Raw genomic sequence first — 14,949 nt, 5'->3', positions numbered from 1 at the left:
CGCCCTGCCGGCCGCGCTGTCCGTATCTCCTACCCGTAGGGAGTCGCACGATGAGAGAAGGCTGTGTTCCCTGGCCGGAGAAGCTCGCCGGTGTCTACCGCGAACGCGGTTACTGGACGGACGAGTTGCTCGGCGGTCTGCCCGAGGACGCCGTCGCCGCCGGGGAGGCCCGGACGGCGCTGGTCACCCGGGACGGGTCGCTGACGTACGCCGGACTCGACGCCGCGGCCGACCGGATGGCGGCGGGCCTGCGCGCCCGCGGCCTCACGGCGGGCGACGCCGTGGTGGTGCAGCTCCCCAACACGGCCGAACTGGTCGTCGTGTGCCTGGCGTTGTTCCGTACGGGCGTCCTCCCGGTGTTCGCGCTGCCCGCGCACCGCGCGGTGGAGATCGAGCACCTCGTCAGGACGTCGGAGGCGGTCGCCTACATCTGCCCCGACGTGACCCCCGGCTGCGACCACCGCGAGGTCGCCCGTCAGGTGCAGGCCCGCACGGAAGGGCTCGCACACGTCCTCGTCAGCGGCGACCCGGGCCCGTACACCGCCCTGTCGGAGGTCGACGCCGCGCCCGAACCCGCAGCGGACCGTGCGCCGCTCGACCCCGAGGACGTGGCGCTGTTCCTGCTGTCGGGCGGTACGTCGGGCCCGCCGAAGCTGATCCCGCGTACGCACGCCGACTACACCTACCAACTGCGGGCGTCCGCCCGGCTGTGCGGCGTCGGCGCGGAGAGCCGCTACCTCGCCGCGCTGCCCGTCGGCCACAACTTCGCCCTCGGCTGCCCCGGCGTCCTGGGCACGCTCCGGCAGGGCGGCACCGTCGTCCTGGCTCCGGCTCCGACGCCGGACGTGTGCTTCCCGCTCGTCGAGAAGGCCGGGGTGACGGTGAGTTCGCTGGTGCCGCCGCTGGTGCCGCTGTGGCTGGACGCCGTGGAATGGTCCGACAGCGATCTGTCCTCGCTCCGGTTGCTTCAGGTGGGCGGCGCCCGGCTCGACCCCGCCACCGCCGCACGCGTCTCCCCCGCGCTGGGCTGCACGCTCCAGCAGGTCTACGGAATGGCCGAGGGACTTCTCAACTTCACGCGCGTCGACGACCCGCCGGAGATCGTCCACCACACCCAGGGGCGTCCGTTGTCGCCCGGCGACGAGATACGCGTGACCCGCGAGGACGGTTCCCCGGCCGCCGACGGCGAGGAGGGCGAACTGCTCACCCGGGGCCCGTACACGCTGCGCGGCTACTACCGCGCCCCCGAACGCAACCGCACGCACTTCACCGACGACGGCTTCTTCGCCACGGGCGACCTGGTGACCCGGGACCCGGCAGGCAACTTCGCCGTCGTGGGCCGGATCAACGACGTGATCAACAGGGGCGGCGAGAAGGTGCCCGCGCAGGAGGTGGAGGAGCATCTGCTGCACGACCCGCGCGTCCAGTCCGCCGCCCTCATCCCCCTCCCCGACCCGCACTGGGGCGAGTTGACCTGTGCGTGCGTCCAGCCCCGTGACGCCGCGGATCCGCCGGAGCTGCGGAGCCTCCAGAACATGCTGCGGGAGAAGGGCCTCGCCGCCTACAAGCTCCCCGACCGGCTGGAGATCCTCCCCCAACTCCCGCTGACGGCCGTCGGAAAGATCGACAAGAAGAAGCTCAAGTCCCTGCTGACGCCTGCGGAACCGCCGGAAGAACGGCCCTGATCCCGCGGGGCCGCTGCCCGCGCGGATACGCCTCTGCGTTCCGCGGAGGGCAGCGGTCACCGTCGCGAGAGGTGTACGGGGCACGGTGGAGGAGCATGGGGCAGGGCTGAGCCGTGCCGTTGCGGAATCCCGTACCGGAAGCAGCGGCTCCACCGCACAAGGCCGCTCAGGGAGACGAGTGACGAAAGCGCAGGACGACGACACGGCCACCGACGGCGAGGAGGCCGAACGCTCCGCTGCGAACGCGCTCTCCTACCGGCAGGTGCTCACTTCCCGCAACGTTCCGCAGTTGCTGACGGCCGCGTGCGCGTCCCGGCTCGCCAACTCCATGCTGCTCTACGCCGTCGTCCTCTACGTCATCGCACAGTTCGACTCGGCTGCCGTGGCGGGGCTGAGCGGGCTCTTCCTCGCCCTGCCGGGCTTCGTGATCAGCCCCGTCGCCGGAGCCGTGCTGGACCGGATGGGCGCCGTACGCGCGGTGGGCTTCGACATGGTCTTCAGCGCCGTGTTCATCGGCTGCGTCGCCGCGTCGTCGATGGCCCGACTGCTCACCGTCCCCCTGCTGTTCGCACTGCTCACGCTCTACTCGCTGACCAGCCCGCTGTCCACGGGCGGCATCCGCACGCTCTTCCCCCGCTTCGTTCCGGAAGCGGCCTACGACAGGGCCAACGCCCTTGATCTGAGCACCTTTTCGGTCATCGAAGTGGGCGCGCCGCTCGCCGCCGGTGCCCTCTTCCCCCTTGTCGGTCCGGACCCCACGCTGCTGTGCGTGGCGGGCATGTACGTACTCGCCGCGCTGAGTCTGGCACTTCTGCGGGGCGGGGCTCCCCTGCCCTCAGCCGGGGGCGAGCGGCGGCTGCTGCGCTCGGCGTACGAAGGCATCGCATACTTGCTGCGCAACGCCACCCTGCGCGGCCTGGCGGTCTCCTATTCGCTGTACCAAGTGGCCTCGGGGATGCTGATCGTCATCGTCCCGGTCGCCGTGGCCGCATGGCTCGGCGACGGCCGGTCGGCCGACCGCTACACCGGCCTGATGTGGGCCGTGGCCGGGCTGTTCGGCGCGCTCGGCGCGCTCGTGACGGGGAGGCTGCTCCATGCCGGAGTGGAACGCCGCTACATGCTCGGCGCGACCCTGGTCACGGCCGTCGCCGTCTTCCCGCTCAGCGCTCTGGGCTCGCTGCTCACCCTCGCCGCGGGGCTCGCCCTGGTCGGCCTGATGGAGGGCACGATCAACGTCAGCCTGCTCTCGCTGCGCCAGCGCCGTACGGATCCCGGCTGGCTCGGACGGGTCATGACCGTCTCCATGAGCGTGAACCTCTCCGGCTTCCCCGTCGGGACGGCCCTGGGCGGCCTGCTGGCCTCCCGCTCCCTCACGACGGCCTTCCTCGTGGCCTCGGCCATGACCCTGCTGTCCGCCGCCAGCGTCCGCGCACTCGTCCCCTCCTCGACCGACGGGGCTCTCCCCACCGCTCCCACCACCACCTAGACACAGTCCTCCGAACTCCGTGCGCCGGAACGGGAGTCGGGGCGGGAATCGGGGCGGGAGCCGAGACGACTCCTACACTGTGGGGGAAGATCTGTCGGTGGAGGGGGTCGGGCGGTGGCTGCTGCCGGGGAGAGCGGTGAGGGGCATCCTCGGCGCTGGGCGATTCTGGTCGCCATCTGTGCGGCGCTGCTGGTCATCGTGGTGGACAACACCGTCCTCAACGTGGCCCTGCCGTCCATCGCCACGGAGTTCGGCGCGTCCACCGGTCATCAGCAAGCCGTTCTGGACGCCTATGTCGTGGTGTTCGCGGGCCTGTTGATCCCCGCGGGCGCCGTCTCCGACCGCTACGGGCGGCGGGGCGCGATGCTCGCCGGTCTGCTGCTGCTCGGGGCGGCGTCGGCCGCGGCGGCCCTGGCGTGGTCGGTGTGGTGGCTCATCGCGATGCGCGCGGTCATGGGGCTGGGCGCCGCGTTGGTCATGCCGGCGACGCTGGCGCTGCTGGTGCAGGTCTTCCCCGTCCACGAGCGTCCGCGGGCCTTCGCGGTGTGGGGCGCGGTGGCCTCGGGCGCGGTGGCGCTCGGCCCGGTGCTGGGCGGAAGCGTGGTGGGGGCGTGGAGTTGGGCGGGCGCGTTCCTGATCAACGTGCCGGTCATCGTGGTCGCGGTGGCCGCGATCCTCCGGCTGGTCCCCGAGTCGCGCGTCTCGGACGCCGGGCCCTTCGACGTGGCGGGTGCGGCGCTGATCGCCCTCGCGATGGTCGCGCTGACGGGGGCGGTGATCGTCGCCGGAGAGCGCGGACCGTTCGATCCGTACGTCGTCCTGGGCGGCCTGCTCACCGTCGCCGCGCTGTACGGATTCGAGCGGCGCCGGCGGCGTGCCCGGGCGCCGATCGTGGAGCTGTCCCTGTACCGGGACCGGCAGTTCGCGGGCGGCAGCGCGGCGGCGGCCGTGATCTCCCTGGGGACCGGCAGCACGCTGTTCATCCTGGCCCAGTACCTCCAACTGGTGCTCGGCTACAGCGCGTTCGAGGCGGGCCTCGCCGCCGTACCGCTGGCGCTCGGCATCGTCCTCGGTTCGCTCGCCGGCGGCCGGGCGCCCGCACGCATCGGCCACCGCCTCGCGATCGTCTGCGGTTTCGCGGTCACGACGGCCGGCTTCCTCGTCCTCGCCGCGCTGACGCCCGGCAGCTCCTACGGGGTGGTCGCCGTGGGCCTGGTGTTCGTCGGCGCCGGGAACGGCTTCGCCGGGCCCGCCGTCACCAGCACGGTGCTCGGGGCAGTGCCGCCGGAGCGTACGGGCATGGGCTCGGCGCTCAACGACACCCATCAGCAGTTCGGCGTCGCCTTCGGGGTCGCGCTCATGGGCAGCCTGCTGGCCGCCGTCTACCGCGCGGGACTGCCGGACGCCGTACCGCCCGGCGCCCGGGGCTCGCTGTCCACCACGCTCGTACACGCCGCCCGTACGGACAGCGGCCAACTCGCCGCGGCCGCACGGGAGTCGTTCGCCGCGGCGCAGACCGTGACGATGCTGGTGGCCGCGGGATGCGCGGCGGCGGGCGCGGTGATCGCCGCGGCCACGCTGCGTCCCGACGCACCGCGCGCGGACCGCGGGCCCGCGCCGGAGGGCCGTACGCCGTCGGGCGCCGGTGATCTGGAGGCCGTGCCCGTGGACGAGGACCGGGGAGCGGCGGTCGACGGGCGCCCGCAGAGAGGCGGATGACCATGGCCCTCGGTGCCTCGACCCTGCTGCCGGTCAACGCCGAACTGGGCGTACTGCTCGCGGCGTTGCTGATCGCGGCGACCGCCGTGGTGGCCTGCTGCCACCTCGCGCCGGACACCGCGACCCACCGCGCCCGCCAGGTCGCCACCGCGGGACTGCGCGCCGCCCTGCAACTGGCCGCCGTCTCCTTCGCCATCGCCTGGGTGGTGCAACACCCGGTCGCCACAGGGGCGTTCATCGCCCTGATGCTCGCCGTGGCCGTGCAGACCGCGAGGCGCCGCATCACCACCGAGCGGAGACGGTCGTGGACGACGGCGGTGCCGATCACCGCCGCGGTGGCGCCGGTCGTCGCCGCGCTGCTGGCCACCGGGCTGGTCCCGTTCAAGGGCATCGTCCTCATCCCGGTCACCGGCATCCTCATCGGCGGCGCGATGACCGCGACGGTCCTGGCCGGACGCCGGGCACTGGCCGAACTCGCGCACCGGCACGGCGAGGTGGAGGCGGCGATCGCCCTCGGGTTCGGCACGCGGGACGCCCGTCTGGAGATCGCCCGCCCCGCCGCCTCGGACGCGCTGCTGCCGGGCCTCGACCAGACCCGTACGGTCGGACTGGTGACGCTGCCGGGAGCCTTCGTCGGCATGCTGCTGGGCGGGGCGAGTCCCGTCATGGCGGGGGCCGTTCAGCTCTTCGTCCTCGTCGCGCTGATGGCGGTCCAGGCGGTGTCGGTGGCCCTCACGGTCGAACTCGTCGCCCGTGGCCTGCTGTTCCGGCCGTCCGCCGCCGAAGGGACGGGCTCGTAGCCCGGCCGCCGCCCTCCCCGCGGGCCGACGCATCCGCGCCTCAACGCGGCGGCGTGTCAACGCGGTTGCGGCGGGTCCGCGTGCGGCGCGTCCGGGGAGACGGCAAGTCCCGTCAGCAGGAAGTCCGTTCCGCGCGTGAAGCGTTCGTCCCAGTCGCTCTCCAGGGGGAGCACATGCGCGGACAGCGTGGGGTAGTGCTCGCCGATGCGCCGGAGGTGGGCGCTCACGGCGCCGCTGTCGTCGGCCTGGCTCCCGTGCCGCCAGGCGGCCTCGGCCGCCGCCGAGCCGATGACGAAGTTGGAGATCGCCGCGGAGGCGGCCGGCAGATCGGCGCCGCTGAAGCCCGCCGTGACCAGCGCGGTGTAGACGAACTCGAAGCGGGCCAGGGCGTTGGGCCCCAGCAGGGGGCGGACGCCCGCCTGTGCCGCGGACCACGGATGCAGCAGCAGGACCCGGCGCAACTCCCGCATGAACAGGGCGACATCGTCCCGCCACTGTTCAAAGTGGGCCTGGGGCAGCGCGACTTCGCCGAATACCGCGTCCAGCGCCAGGTCCAGCAGCTCCTCACGGCTGGAGATGTGCCAGTACAGACTCGTGGCGTGTACGTCGAAGGAGTCCGCGAGCTTGCGCATGCTCAGCCCGGCGACGCCGTCGCGGTCCAGTGCGTCGACGGCGGCGGCCACGATCCGGTCCGGACTCAGCGCCGGCGCCCGCGTCACCGGCCGCTGCTCGCGCAGCCACACCGCTCCGGGGCCTGAACTGCCGGTCTGTACGCGCTTGCGGGCCATGCGCCAAGCGTAGGTGCCGCGCGTGAACGGTGATCCGGACGCCGTCGTCCGGCAGCCCGGTGCCGGACCGCTGTCCCGGGGCCGCTGTCCCCGGGCCGGGCCGTCCTCTCGCGGGGAGCGGCGCCGGACGGGACACTGGCCCGGGCACACAGGGTGTCCGAGGTGCCGGGCGTGCACGCGGGATGCCGGGGCGGCCGTACGGGCCGGAGGATCGCCGGGGGCGAAGGTGGAGATGACGCAGGTGGAGGGCGCCGAAGGGCCGTTACGGTTCACGGTGTTCGGCGCGGTACGGGCCTGGCGCGGCGAGGTACGGCTCGAGCTGGGGCCGGCACGGCAGCGCGCGGTGCTGGCGGTACTGCTGCTGCACGCGAACCGTCCGGTGGAGCGGCAGCGGCTGATCGAGGCGGTGTGGGGCGATCCCCCGCCGGCGTACGCGGTCAACCAGCTCCAGAAGTACGTCTCGGCGCTGCGCCGCGTCCTGGAACCCGGCCGGGAGGCGCGGTCACCGTCCTCGGTCCTGGGATGGACCGACGGCGGCTACGTTCTGCGGGTCGCGGACGACGGGCTCGACCTCACAGTCTTCGAACACCGGGTCGGCCGGGGCAGGGAGGCCCTCGCCCGGGGAGATACGCGGCGGGCTGCGGCGGAGCTGCGGGAAGCGCTGGCGGTGGGGAGCGGTCCGGCGCTGGGCGATGTGTCGAGCGCAGCTCTCGACGGGGAACGCGACCGGCTGGCCGAGTCGCGGGCCGCCGCGCTGGAGGACCGGATCACGGCGGATCTCGACCTCGGGCACCACGGGCGTCTGATCCCCGAACTGACGCAGCTCGTCGCCGAGTTCCCGCTCCGGGAGCATCTCGCCGCGCTGCTGATGCTGGCCCTCTTCCGGGCCGGCCGGCAGAGCGAGTCCCTGGCGGTCTACGACACCGCACGCGGCGTGCTCGCGGAGGAGCTGGGCGTCGACCCCGGTCCCGAACTGCGGCAGCGGCACCGGCAGATCCTCACCGGCGACGCCGCGCTGTCCCTCGACGCCGACCGTGACGTCTCCCCGGCGGCGGCTCAGCCCCGTCCGGTGCCTCGGCAACTGCCCGCGCCGCCCGCGCTGTTCGCCGGACGCGACGACGAACTGGCCCGTCTCTCCGCCGCGTTGGCTCCGGGAAGCGGTGCGGGAGGCGTGGTCGTGATCGCGGCGGTCGGCGGCACCGGCGGGATCGGCAAGACCTGTCTCGCGCTGCGCTGGGCGCACGAGCACCGCGACCGCTTCCCCGACGGGGAGCTGTATGTGAATCTGCGCGGCTTCGACCCGTCCGGACCGCCCGTGCCGCCGGCCGTGGCGCTGCGCGGCTTTCTGGAGGCCCTGGGTGTGGATCCCGCCGCCGTACCGGACGACCCGGACGCCCGGGCCGGGCTGTACCGCACGCTGGCCGAGGGCAGGCGGATGCTCGTCGTGCTGGACGACGCGCGGGGCACGGACCATGTACGGGCCCTGATACCGGGGAGCGGGACATGCACCGTGCTGGTCACCAGCCGCTCGGAACTCGCGGGCCTGGTAACGGAGTTCGCCGCCGGTTCGGTGAGCATGGACGTCCTCGGCGACGACGAGGCGCGGGACGTGCTCACCCGGCGCCTCGGCGAGGAGAGGATCACCGCCGAGCCGCAGGCGGCCGCCGCGATCGTGCGGCGCTGTGCGGGGCTTCCGCTGGCGCTGAGCATCACGGCGGCGCGTGCCGCCACCCGGCCGCATCTGCGGCTGGCCGCGCTGGCGGACGAACTCGCGGAGAGCGCGGGCCGGTTGGACGCCCTGTACGCCGGGGAGGTGACGGCCGATCTGCGTGCGGTCTTCGCCGCCTCCTACGACGCCCTGGAGCCGGAGGCCGCCCGTGCCTTCGCCCTGCTGGGTCTCGCCCCGGGCCCGGACATCGGCGCCCCCGCCGCCGCGAGTCTCCTCGCGGCACCCCTTTCCCGTACGCGGAGCCTGCTGCGCGGTCTGGAGGCCGTCCACCTCGTCCGTGAACACGCCCCGGACCGCTACCAGTTCCACGACCTGGTCCGGCTGTTCGCCGAGGAGTGCGCCCGCCGGGACCTGCGGGAGACGGCACGCCTGGCGGCGCTGCGACGCCTGGCCGACTTCCTCCTCCACTCCGCCCACCACGCCCTGTGCCGGCTCCCCGCCCGGCCCCAGGTGCTGAAGCTGGTGCCGGCTCCGCCCGCCGAGGGATGCACACCGCACCGGTGCGCGGACGCCGCCGCGGCGCGGGAGTGGTTCGCCGCCGAGGACGCCTGTCTGGACGCCGTCCACCGGACGGTCCGCGACCTGGGCTGGGACACCCATGTCTGGCAACTGCCCGTCGTCGTCCTCACGTTCCGCAGTCTGCACGGCCGCCGTCTGGACGGTCTGGACACCATGGACACCTGGCAGGCCGCCATGGAGGCCGCCGACCGGCTCGGCGACCCCGCGGCCCGCGCCCTGACCCGTAACGCGACGGGGACGGCCTGCGCGCACCTGGGCCGATACGCCCGGGCCGAGGCGCACTTGGCGGCCGCGCTGCCCCTCTTCGAGGAGACCGGGGACCTCGTCGGCCAGGCCGACACCCTCCACATGCTGGGCTGCTGCCAGGAGCAACAAGGCGCTCCCCACCGGGCGTTGCCGTACCACGAGCGCGCCCTCCCGCTGTATCAGGCCGCCGGCGACACCCGCTGGGAGGCCAACTGCCGTAATTCCACGGGCTGGTGCCACGCGCTGCTCGGCCACTACGACCGGGCCCGCCGCTACTGCGAGGACGCCCTGACCCTCGCGCGCGGCGCGGGCGACCGGATCCACGAGGCCCATGTCCTGGACAGCCTCGGCTACATCGACCACCAGTGCGGCCAATACTCCGGCGCCGTGGAGAACTACCGGCGGGCCCGTGCCCTCTTCCGGGAGTCGGACTGCTCCTCGGCCGAGGCCGACACCCTGCTGCATCTCGGCGACGCCTACCTCGCCCTGGGCCGGTGCGAGGCGTCCCGTCAGGCATGGCACGAGGCGCTCGCGCTGCACCGGGCCCGGCATCGCACCGCGGAGACCCGGCTGCTCCGGGAACGCCTCGACGCCCTCGACCGCCGGCCCGCCGCCGCCACATGACACGCGCCCGCCCCCGCCGTACGACACCGGACGCACCCCAACGCCCCTCCCCCGTACGGGAGTTCAGTCGCCCGTGCCCACCCTCGCCGCCTCCGGCTCCGTCTCGTGCCGGTCCCGCGACGCCGCCGGAGTGTGGCGGGGCAGGCAGGAGGCGAGGGCGAGGGCTATCAACGCCGCGGCGGCGCCGATCGCCATGACCGTGCGGAAGCCGTTCTGGGACGGCACGGGGACGGGGCCGAACTGCTGGGTCATACGGGCCAGTACGACACCTGCGACGGCGCTGGAGACCGAGGTCCCGATGGCGCGCATCAGCGTGTTGAGGCTGTTGGCCGCGGCGGTCTCGGAGACCGGGACGGCGGCCATGATCAGGGCCGGCATGGCGCCGTAGGCGAGGCCGATGCCGCCGCCGACCACCGCGGAGACCAGCACCAGGTGCCACAGGGCCGACATCATCACGATGCTCATGCCGTATCCGGCGGCGACCACGAGCGCCCCGGTCATCAGCGTCACCTTGGGGCCCTTCGTACGGGAGACGGCCGCGGAGACGGGCGCCATCGCCATCATGACCAGCCCGGAAGGGCCCATCACCAGACCGACGGTCACCATGGAGGCGCCGAGCCCGTAACCGGTGGCCTCCGGAAGCTGGAGCACCTGCGGCAGTACGAGGGACATCGCGAACATCGCGAAGCCGAAGACGGCGGACGCGGCGTTGGTGAGCAGCACCTGACGGCGCGTGGTGGCGTGCAGGTCCACCAGCGGCCGTGGCGCCCGCCGCTCCCAGCGGGTCCACAGCACCAGGACGACGGCCGCCACGGCGATCAGCCCCGTCGTGGTGCCGCTCGTCCAGCCCCAGTCGGCGCCCTTGGAGATCGCGAGCAGCAGGCAGAACAGGACGGTGGACAGCCCGGCCGCGCCGACGACGTCGAAGCGTCCGCCGGTGCGGACCGGGGACTCCCGTACGAAGGCCACCACCAGCACGGCGGCCAGGGCGCCCATGCCTGCCGCGGCCCAGAACAGCATGTGCCAGTCGATCCGTTCGGCGAGGAAGGCGACCGCGGGCAGCCCGAGGGCGCCGCCGACGCCGAGTGAGGCGCTCATCAGCGCGGTCGCCGATCCGAGCCGGCCGGCGGGGAGTTCGTCGCGCATGATGCTGATGCCGAGCGGGATGACGCCCGCGGCCAGACCCTGGAGCGTCCGTCCGGCGATCATCGGCAGCAGGCTGTCGCTGAACGCGCAGACCACCGATCCGGCCACCAGCAGCGCGAGGCTGAGCAGCAGCATGCGGCGCTTGCCGTACATGTCGCCCAGCCGTCCCGTCACGGGAGTGGCGACGGCGCCCGCGAGCAGGGTGACGGTGATGGCCCAAGCGGCGTCGCCCGCCGAGGCGTTGAGGAGCCGGGGAAGCTGCGGCACGAGCGGGATGACGAGGGTCTGCATCAACGCGACGGCGATGCCCGCGAAGGCGAGCACCGCCACCATGCCGTTCGCCCGTGACCGCCGGAGGGACCCGGGGCTCTGGTCGGAACCGGGCCGGGACCCGGGGCCGTGCTCCGGGCTCTCGTCGGGCGGCGCGGCAGGAGTGGACGCCACGGATCTCCTCCGTATCTCTCGTCCGCGCGCCGGGCGCGGAGCAGGCAGGCTCGGGGGCGCGAGGCAATTTAAGTCACGCGCTTGACTTACCTTAGCGGACGGCGTTCACTGACCACTCGGTCCCGGGTCGAAGGGAGAGCGTGGTGAGCAGCGAGACAGCGGTGAGCGGCAACGGCCGTGGCAGCGCGCTGAGTTATCCACTGCCGTTGGAGGACGCACTGGAGCCGCCCGCGGCGTGGGCGGTGCTGCGCGAGGAGGCGCCGGTCGCGCCGGTGGTGCTGCCCAGCGGCGACGGCGCGTCGCTCGTGACGCGGTACGACGACGTGAAGCAGGTGCTGTCCGAGCCGCGGTGCACACGGCAGCTCGACGCGGACGACGCGGCGCGGGTGTCGGCCAACGAGTCCGGCGGGGTCTTCAACGACTCCATGGCCGAGTCTCTCGCCGGGGCCGGACAGCAGCGCTGGCGGCGGATGCTGACCAAGTGGTTCACCGCGAAGCGGATGACGATGCTGCGTCCGGACATCGAGGCGATGACCGACCGGCTGGTGGACGAGATGGTCGAGCGCGGCCATCCCGCCGACCTCAAGGCGTGCGTCGGGTTCCCGCTGCCGGTGTGGGTGATCTGCGCCCTGCTGGGCGTGCCCGACTCCGACCGGGACCGCTTCGCCCGCTGGTCCGACATGCTGCTCAACCTCACCCGGTACGGCCAGGAGGAGATCGACGCCGCCCAGGCACAGTTCCACGCGTACATGGCCGGCCATCTGGAGGCCAAGCGCGCCGACCCCGGTGACGACCTGCTCAGCACCCTCATCACCACGACGGACTCCGACGGCGGACGGCTCACCGACGCCGAACTGGCCGCCACCGGGCAGGCGTTGCTCATCGCCGGGCACGAGACCACCGCGAACATGATCGGCAAGATGACGGCGATGCTGCTCGCCGACCGGACGCGCTGGGAGCGCCTGGTGGCCGACCCCTCGCTGGTCCGTACGGCCGTGGAGGAGGCGCTACGGTTCGACGCCAACCCCGGCTTCGGCATGCCCCGTTATGTGAAGGAGGGCGTCGAGGTCGCCGGAGCCGAAGTCCCCCGCGGCAGCACCCTGGTGTGCAGCATGGCCGCCGCCAACCGGGACGAGACGGCCTTCGAGGACGCCGGCCGGATGCGTCTGGACCGCAGCCCCAACCCCCATCTGGCCTTCGGCGCGGGACCGCACTCCTGCCTGGGGCAGTCGCTCGCCCGTACCGAGTTGCAGACCGTCCTCGACGTGCTGCTGCGGCGCCTGCCCACCCTCGAACTCGCCGTCGCGCCCGAGGAGTTGCGCCCGGTCGAGGGGCTGGTCGTCGGCGGGCTGCGCGAAGTCCCGGTGAGGTGGTGACGATGGCTCCGGGAGCGGCACGCTCCGAGAATCCACGAACGGCCCGTTCGGAGAAGGTCTCCGCGACGCGGGAGGCGATCCTCACCGTGGCCGAGCGGATGTTCGCCGAGCACGGCGTGTTCACCGTCTCCAACCGGCAGATCAGCGAGGCCGCCGGCCAGGGCAACAACGCCGCCGTCGGATACCACTTCGGCACCAAGACCGACCTGCTGCGGGCCATCGTCCGCAGACACGGCGACCGCATCGACGAGCTGCGCGACGCGATGCTGGCCGAGGCCGGCGACTCCGCCGACGTACGGGACTGGGTGGCCTGCCTGGTGCGTCCCAGCACCCGGCATCTGACGGAGCTGGGACGCCCCACGTGGTACGCGCGGTTCGGCGCCCAGCTCATGACCGATCCGGTGCTCCGCGAGCTGATGGTCGACGAGACGTTCGGTCCGTCGATCCAGCGGACCATGGACGGGCTCAACCGCTGTCTGCCCGAACTGCCCCTGCCCGTACGGATCGAACGCGGCGACATGGCACGCCATCTGCTGGTGCACACCCTGGCCGAGCGCGAACGGGCGCTCGCCGACGGCGCCCACACCGCGCGGACGAGCTGGGACGCGTACGCCACGGGCCTGATCGACGCGATCACCGGGCTCTGGCTGGCACCCGTGACGGCCGGGCCGTGACCGCCGCCGCCCTCCGCGGTCCCGCTCCGTTACGGGACCGCACCCCGCGAGACGAAGGAGAGACCCCGTGAACGTGACCGTGGACGAGGACAAGTGCTGCGGCGCCGGGGCGTGCGTCCTGGCCGCGCCGGACGTCTTCGACCAGCGTGACGAGGACGGCGTCGTGGTCCTGCTGACGGCCGGACCCGACGCCTCGGAGCACGCGGCGGTGCGCGAGGCCGCCGAGGTCTGCCCGGCCGGAGCCATCACCGTGAGCGACTCGTGACCGTGCCCGCCGCCGTCCTGGTGGTGGGCGCCTCCGCCGCCGGGCTGGCCACCGCCGAGGCCCTGCGCCGGCACGGCTACCGGGGCGCGCTGACCGTGCTCGGCGAGGAGCCGCACGCGCCGTACGACCGTCCGCCGCTCTCCAAGCAGGTGCTGGCCGGGCGGTGGGAGCACGGACGGGCCACGCTCCGGGACGAGGCCCAACTCGCGGAGCTGGGCGCGGAGTTCGTCCTCGGCGACCGCGCGGTCGGGCTCGACGCCGGGGCCCGTACGGTGGCCACCGCCGCCGGACGGAGCCTGCGGGCCGACGCCGTGGTGCTCGCCACCGGCGTACGGGCGCGACGGCTCCCCGGACAGCCGGACCTCGCCGGGGTGCACGTGCTGCGCACCCTGGACGACGCACTGGCACTGCGCTCGGATCTGCTGCGGCACGGGCCCGACTCCCGTGGTCTGACGGGGACATCGGACGCACCGGACGCCTCGGGGCGGCGGCTGGTCGTCGTCGGGGACGGCGTCCTCGGCAGCGAAGTCGCCGCCACCGCACGGGACATGGGCGCGGACGTCACCCTGGCGGGCCCGCAGCCCGCGCCGATGGCGGCGCAACTCGGCCACGGCGCGGCGGGGTTGCTGGCCCGTCTGCACGCCTCCCGCGGCGTACGGCTGCGGCCCGGCGCCGCCGTGGAGAGCCTGACCGGCGAACGGGGACGGGTGACGGGGGTACGGCTGGAGACCGGTGAGACGCTGCCGGCCGACGTGGTCGTGGTCGCGCTCGGCGCGGTCCCCGCCACGGCCTGGCTGGAGGGCAGCGGCCTGCGCACGGACGACGGGGTGGTGTGCGACTCCCGCTGCCGGGCGGCCGACGGTGTCTACGCCGCGGGCGACGTCGCACGCTGGCACCACGACGCGCTCGGCACGCACATGCGTCTGGAGAACCGTACGAACGCCACCGGACAGGCCCTCGCCGTGGCCTCCGCGGTGCTGGGCGACGAGCGGCCCTACCGTCCCGTTCCGTACTTCTGGACCGACCAGTTCGGCACCAGGGTCCAGATGTACGGGAGACCGGCCGCCGGCACCGGCACCCGCACCGACGCGGACGCCGAAGTGGCCGTCGTGGAGGGCGACATGGCCGACGGGCGCTTCGTCGCCGTCCACCGCAGCGGCGGCGCGATCACCGGCGTCCTCGGCTGGAACATGCCGAAGCAGACGCTCCGCTACAGACGCGAACTCGCCGACGCGTACGCCGCGTTGTCCGCGGCGGCCTGACCCCTCGTACCCCTCCGCCCGGTACCGCCCCGTACCACCGCGTATCACCGCGTACCGCCGACCCCTGGCCGCGCCCTGCCCGTACGCCCGACGGCGTTGTCAACGGCGGGCCGGTCCGAACGACGTGACCAGCCACTCCCACCCCCCAGTTGAGAGGACTTCCCAATCGTGATGTCAAGCCGCTGC

The 14,949-nt window shown here is 73.6% G+C and carries 11 protein-coding genes; 9 read left to right on the top strand and 2 right to left on the bottom strand.

Annotation, left to right across the window (positions count from 1 at the left end):
* Positions 1–50: 50 nt before the first annotated feature.
* The 4 genes from AN218_RS27200 (at position 51) to AN218_RS27185 (ending at position 5,690) form a co-directional block, all read left to right on the top strand.
* Positions 51–1,685 (top strand): (2,3-dihydroxybenzoyl)adenylate synthase, encoded by a 1,635-nt coding sequence (locus AN218_RS27200; protein ID WP_070019760.1) that lies wholly within the window; start codon positions 51–53, stop codon positions 1,683–1,685.
* Positions 1,686–1,863: 178 nt separating this feature from the next.
* Positions 1,864–3,171 (top strand): MFS transporter, encoded by a 1,308-nt coding sequence (locus tag AN218_RS27195; protein WP_079132642.1) that lies wholly within the window; start codon positions 1,864–1,866, stop codon positions 3,169–3,171.
* 114 nt (positions 3,172–3,285) lie between these two features.
* Complete coding sequence (locus AN218_RS27190; RefSeq protein WP_070019759.1) at positions 3,286–4,890, top strand: MFS transporter; 1,605 nt, start codon at positions 3,286–3,288, stop codon at positions 4,888–4,890.
* Positions 4,891–4,892: 2 nt separating this feature from the next.
* Entirely contained in the window at positions 4,893–5,690 is a 798-nt protein-coding gene (locus AN218_RS27185) for an ABC transporter permease (protein WP_070019768.1), read from the top strand.
* Between the two features lie 56 nt (positions 5,691–5,746).
* Here AN218_RS27185 and AN218_RS27180 read toward each other — a convergent pair whose 3' ends face one another.
* Positions 5,747–6,478, bottom strand: coding sequence for a TetR/AcrR family transcriptional regulator C-terminal domain-containing protein (locus AN218_RS27180; protein ID WP_070019758.1), 732 nt, complete (start codon positions 6,476–6,478; stop codon positions 5,747–5,749).
* A 232-nt stretch (positions 6,479–6,710) separates the two neighbouring features.
* Here AN218_RS27180 and AN218_RS27175 point away from each other — a divergent pair, with 232 nt between their 5' ends.
* Positions 6,711–9,596 carry an AfsR/SARP family transcriptional regulator gene (locus AN218_RS27175; protein ID WP_079132645.1) on the top strand — a complete coding sequence of 962 codons (2,886 nt, stop codon included), beginning with the start codon at positions 6,711–6,713 and terminating at the stop codon, positions 9,594–9,596.
* 63 nt (positions 9,597–9,659) lie between these two features.
* Here AN218_RS27175 and AN218_RS27170 read toward each other — a convergent pair whose 3' ends face one another.
* The gene (locus AN218_RS27170; RefSeq protein WP_070019757.1) at positions 9,660–11,075 is read right to left on the bottom strand and encodes an MFS transporter; all 1,416 of its coding nucleotides are present in this window, start codon (positions 11,073–11,075) and stop codon (positions 9,660–9,662) included.
* Between the two features lie 254 nt (positions 11,076–11,329).
* On the opposite strand from AN218_RS27170, the gene AN218_RS27165 reads away from it, so the two are divergent.
* The 4 genes from AN218_RS27165 to AN218_RS27150 all read left to right on the top strand — a co-directional run bounded on the left by AN218_RS27165 (position 11,330) and on the right by AN218_RS27150 (position 14,763).
* A complete protein-coding gene (locus tag AN218_RS27165) occupies positions 11,330–12,562 on the top strand; it encodes a cytochrome P450 (RefSeq protein WP_420856023.1) in 1,233 nt (410 codons plus the stop codon).
* 2 nt (positions 12,563–12,564) lie between these two features.
* Positions 12,565–13,236, top strand: coding sequence for a TetR/AcrR family transcriptional regulator (locus tag AN218_RS27160; RefSeq protein ID WP_070019756.1), 672 nt, complete (start codon positions 12,565–12,567; stop codon positions 13,234–13,236).
* 67 nt (positions 13,237–13,303) lie between these two features.
* The gene (locus tag AN218_RS27155) at positions 13,304–13,501 is read left to right on the top strand and encodes a ferredoxin (protein WP_070019755.1); all 198 of its coding nucleotides are present in this window, start codon (positions 13,304–13,306) and stop codon (positions 13,499–13,501) included.
* Positions 13,498–14,763, top strand: a complete 1,266-nt coding sequence (locus tag AN218_RS27150) for an NAD(P)/FAD-dependent oxidoreductase (protein WP_070019754.1) — start codon at positions 13,498–13,500, stop codon at positions 14,761–14,763. Before AN218_RS27155 ends, AN218_RS27150 begins: the two co-directional genes overlap by 4 nt.
* Positions 14,764–14,949: the final 186 nt, after the last annotated feature.

Source organism: Streptomyces nanshensis, assembly GCF_001751255.1.
In the GTDB taxonomy this organism is placed as follows: domain Bacteria; phylum Actinomycetota; class Actinomycetes; order Streptomycetales; family Streptomycetaceae; genus Streptomyces; species Streptomyces nanshensis_A.
This window is presented reverse-complemented; position numbering and strand designations above follow the sequence as displayed.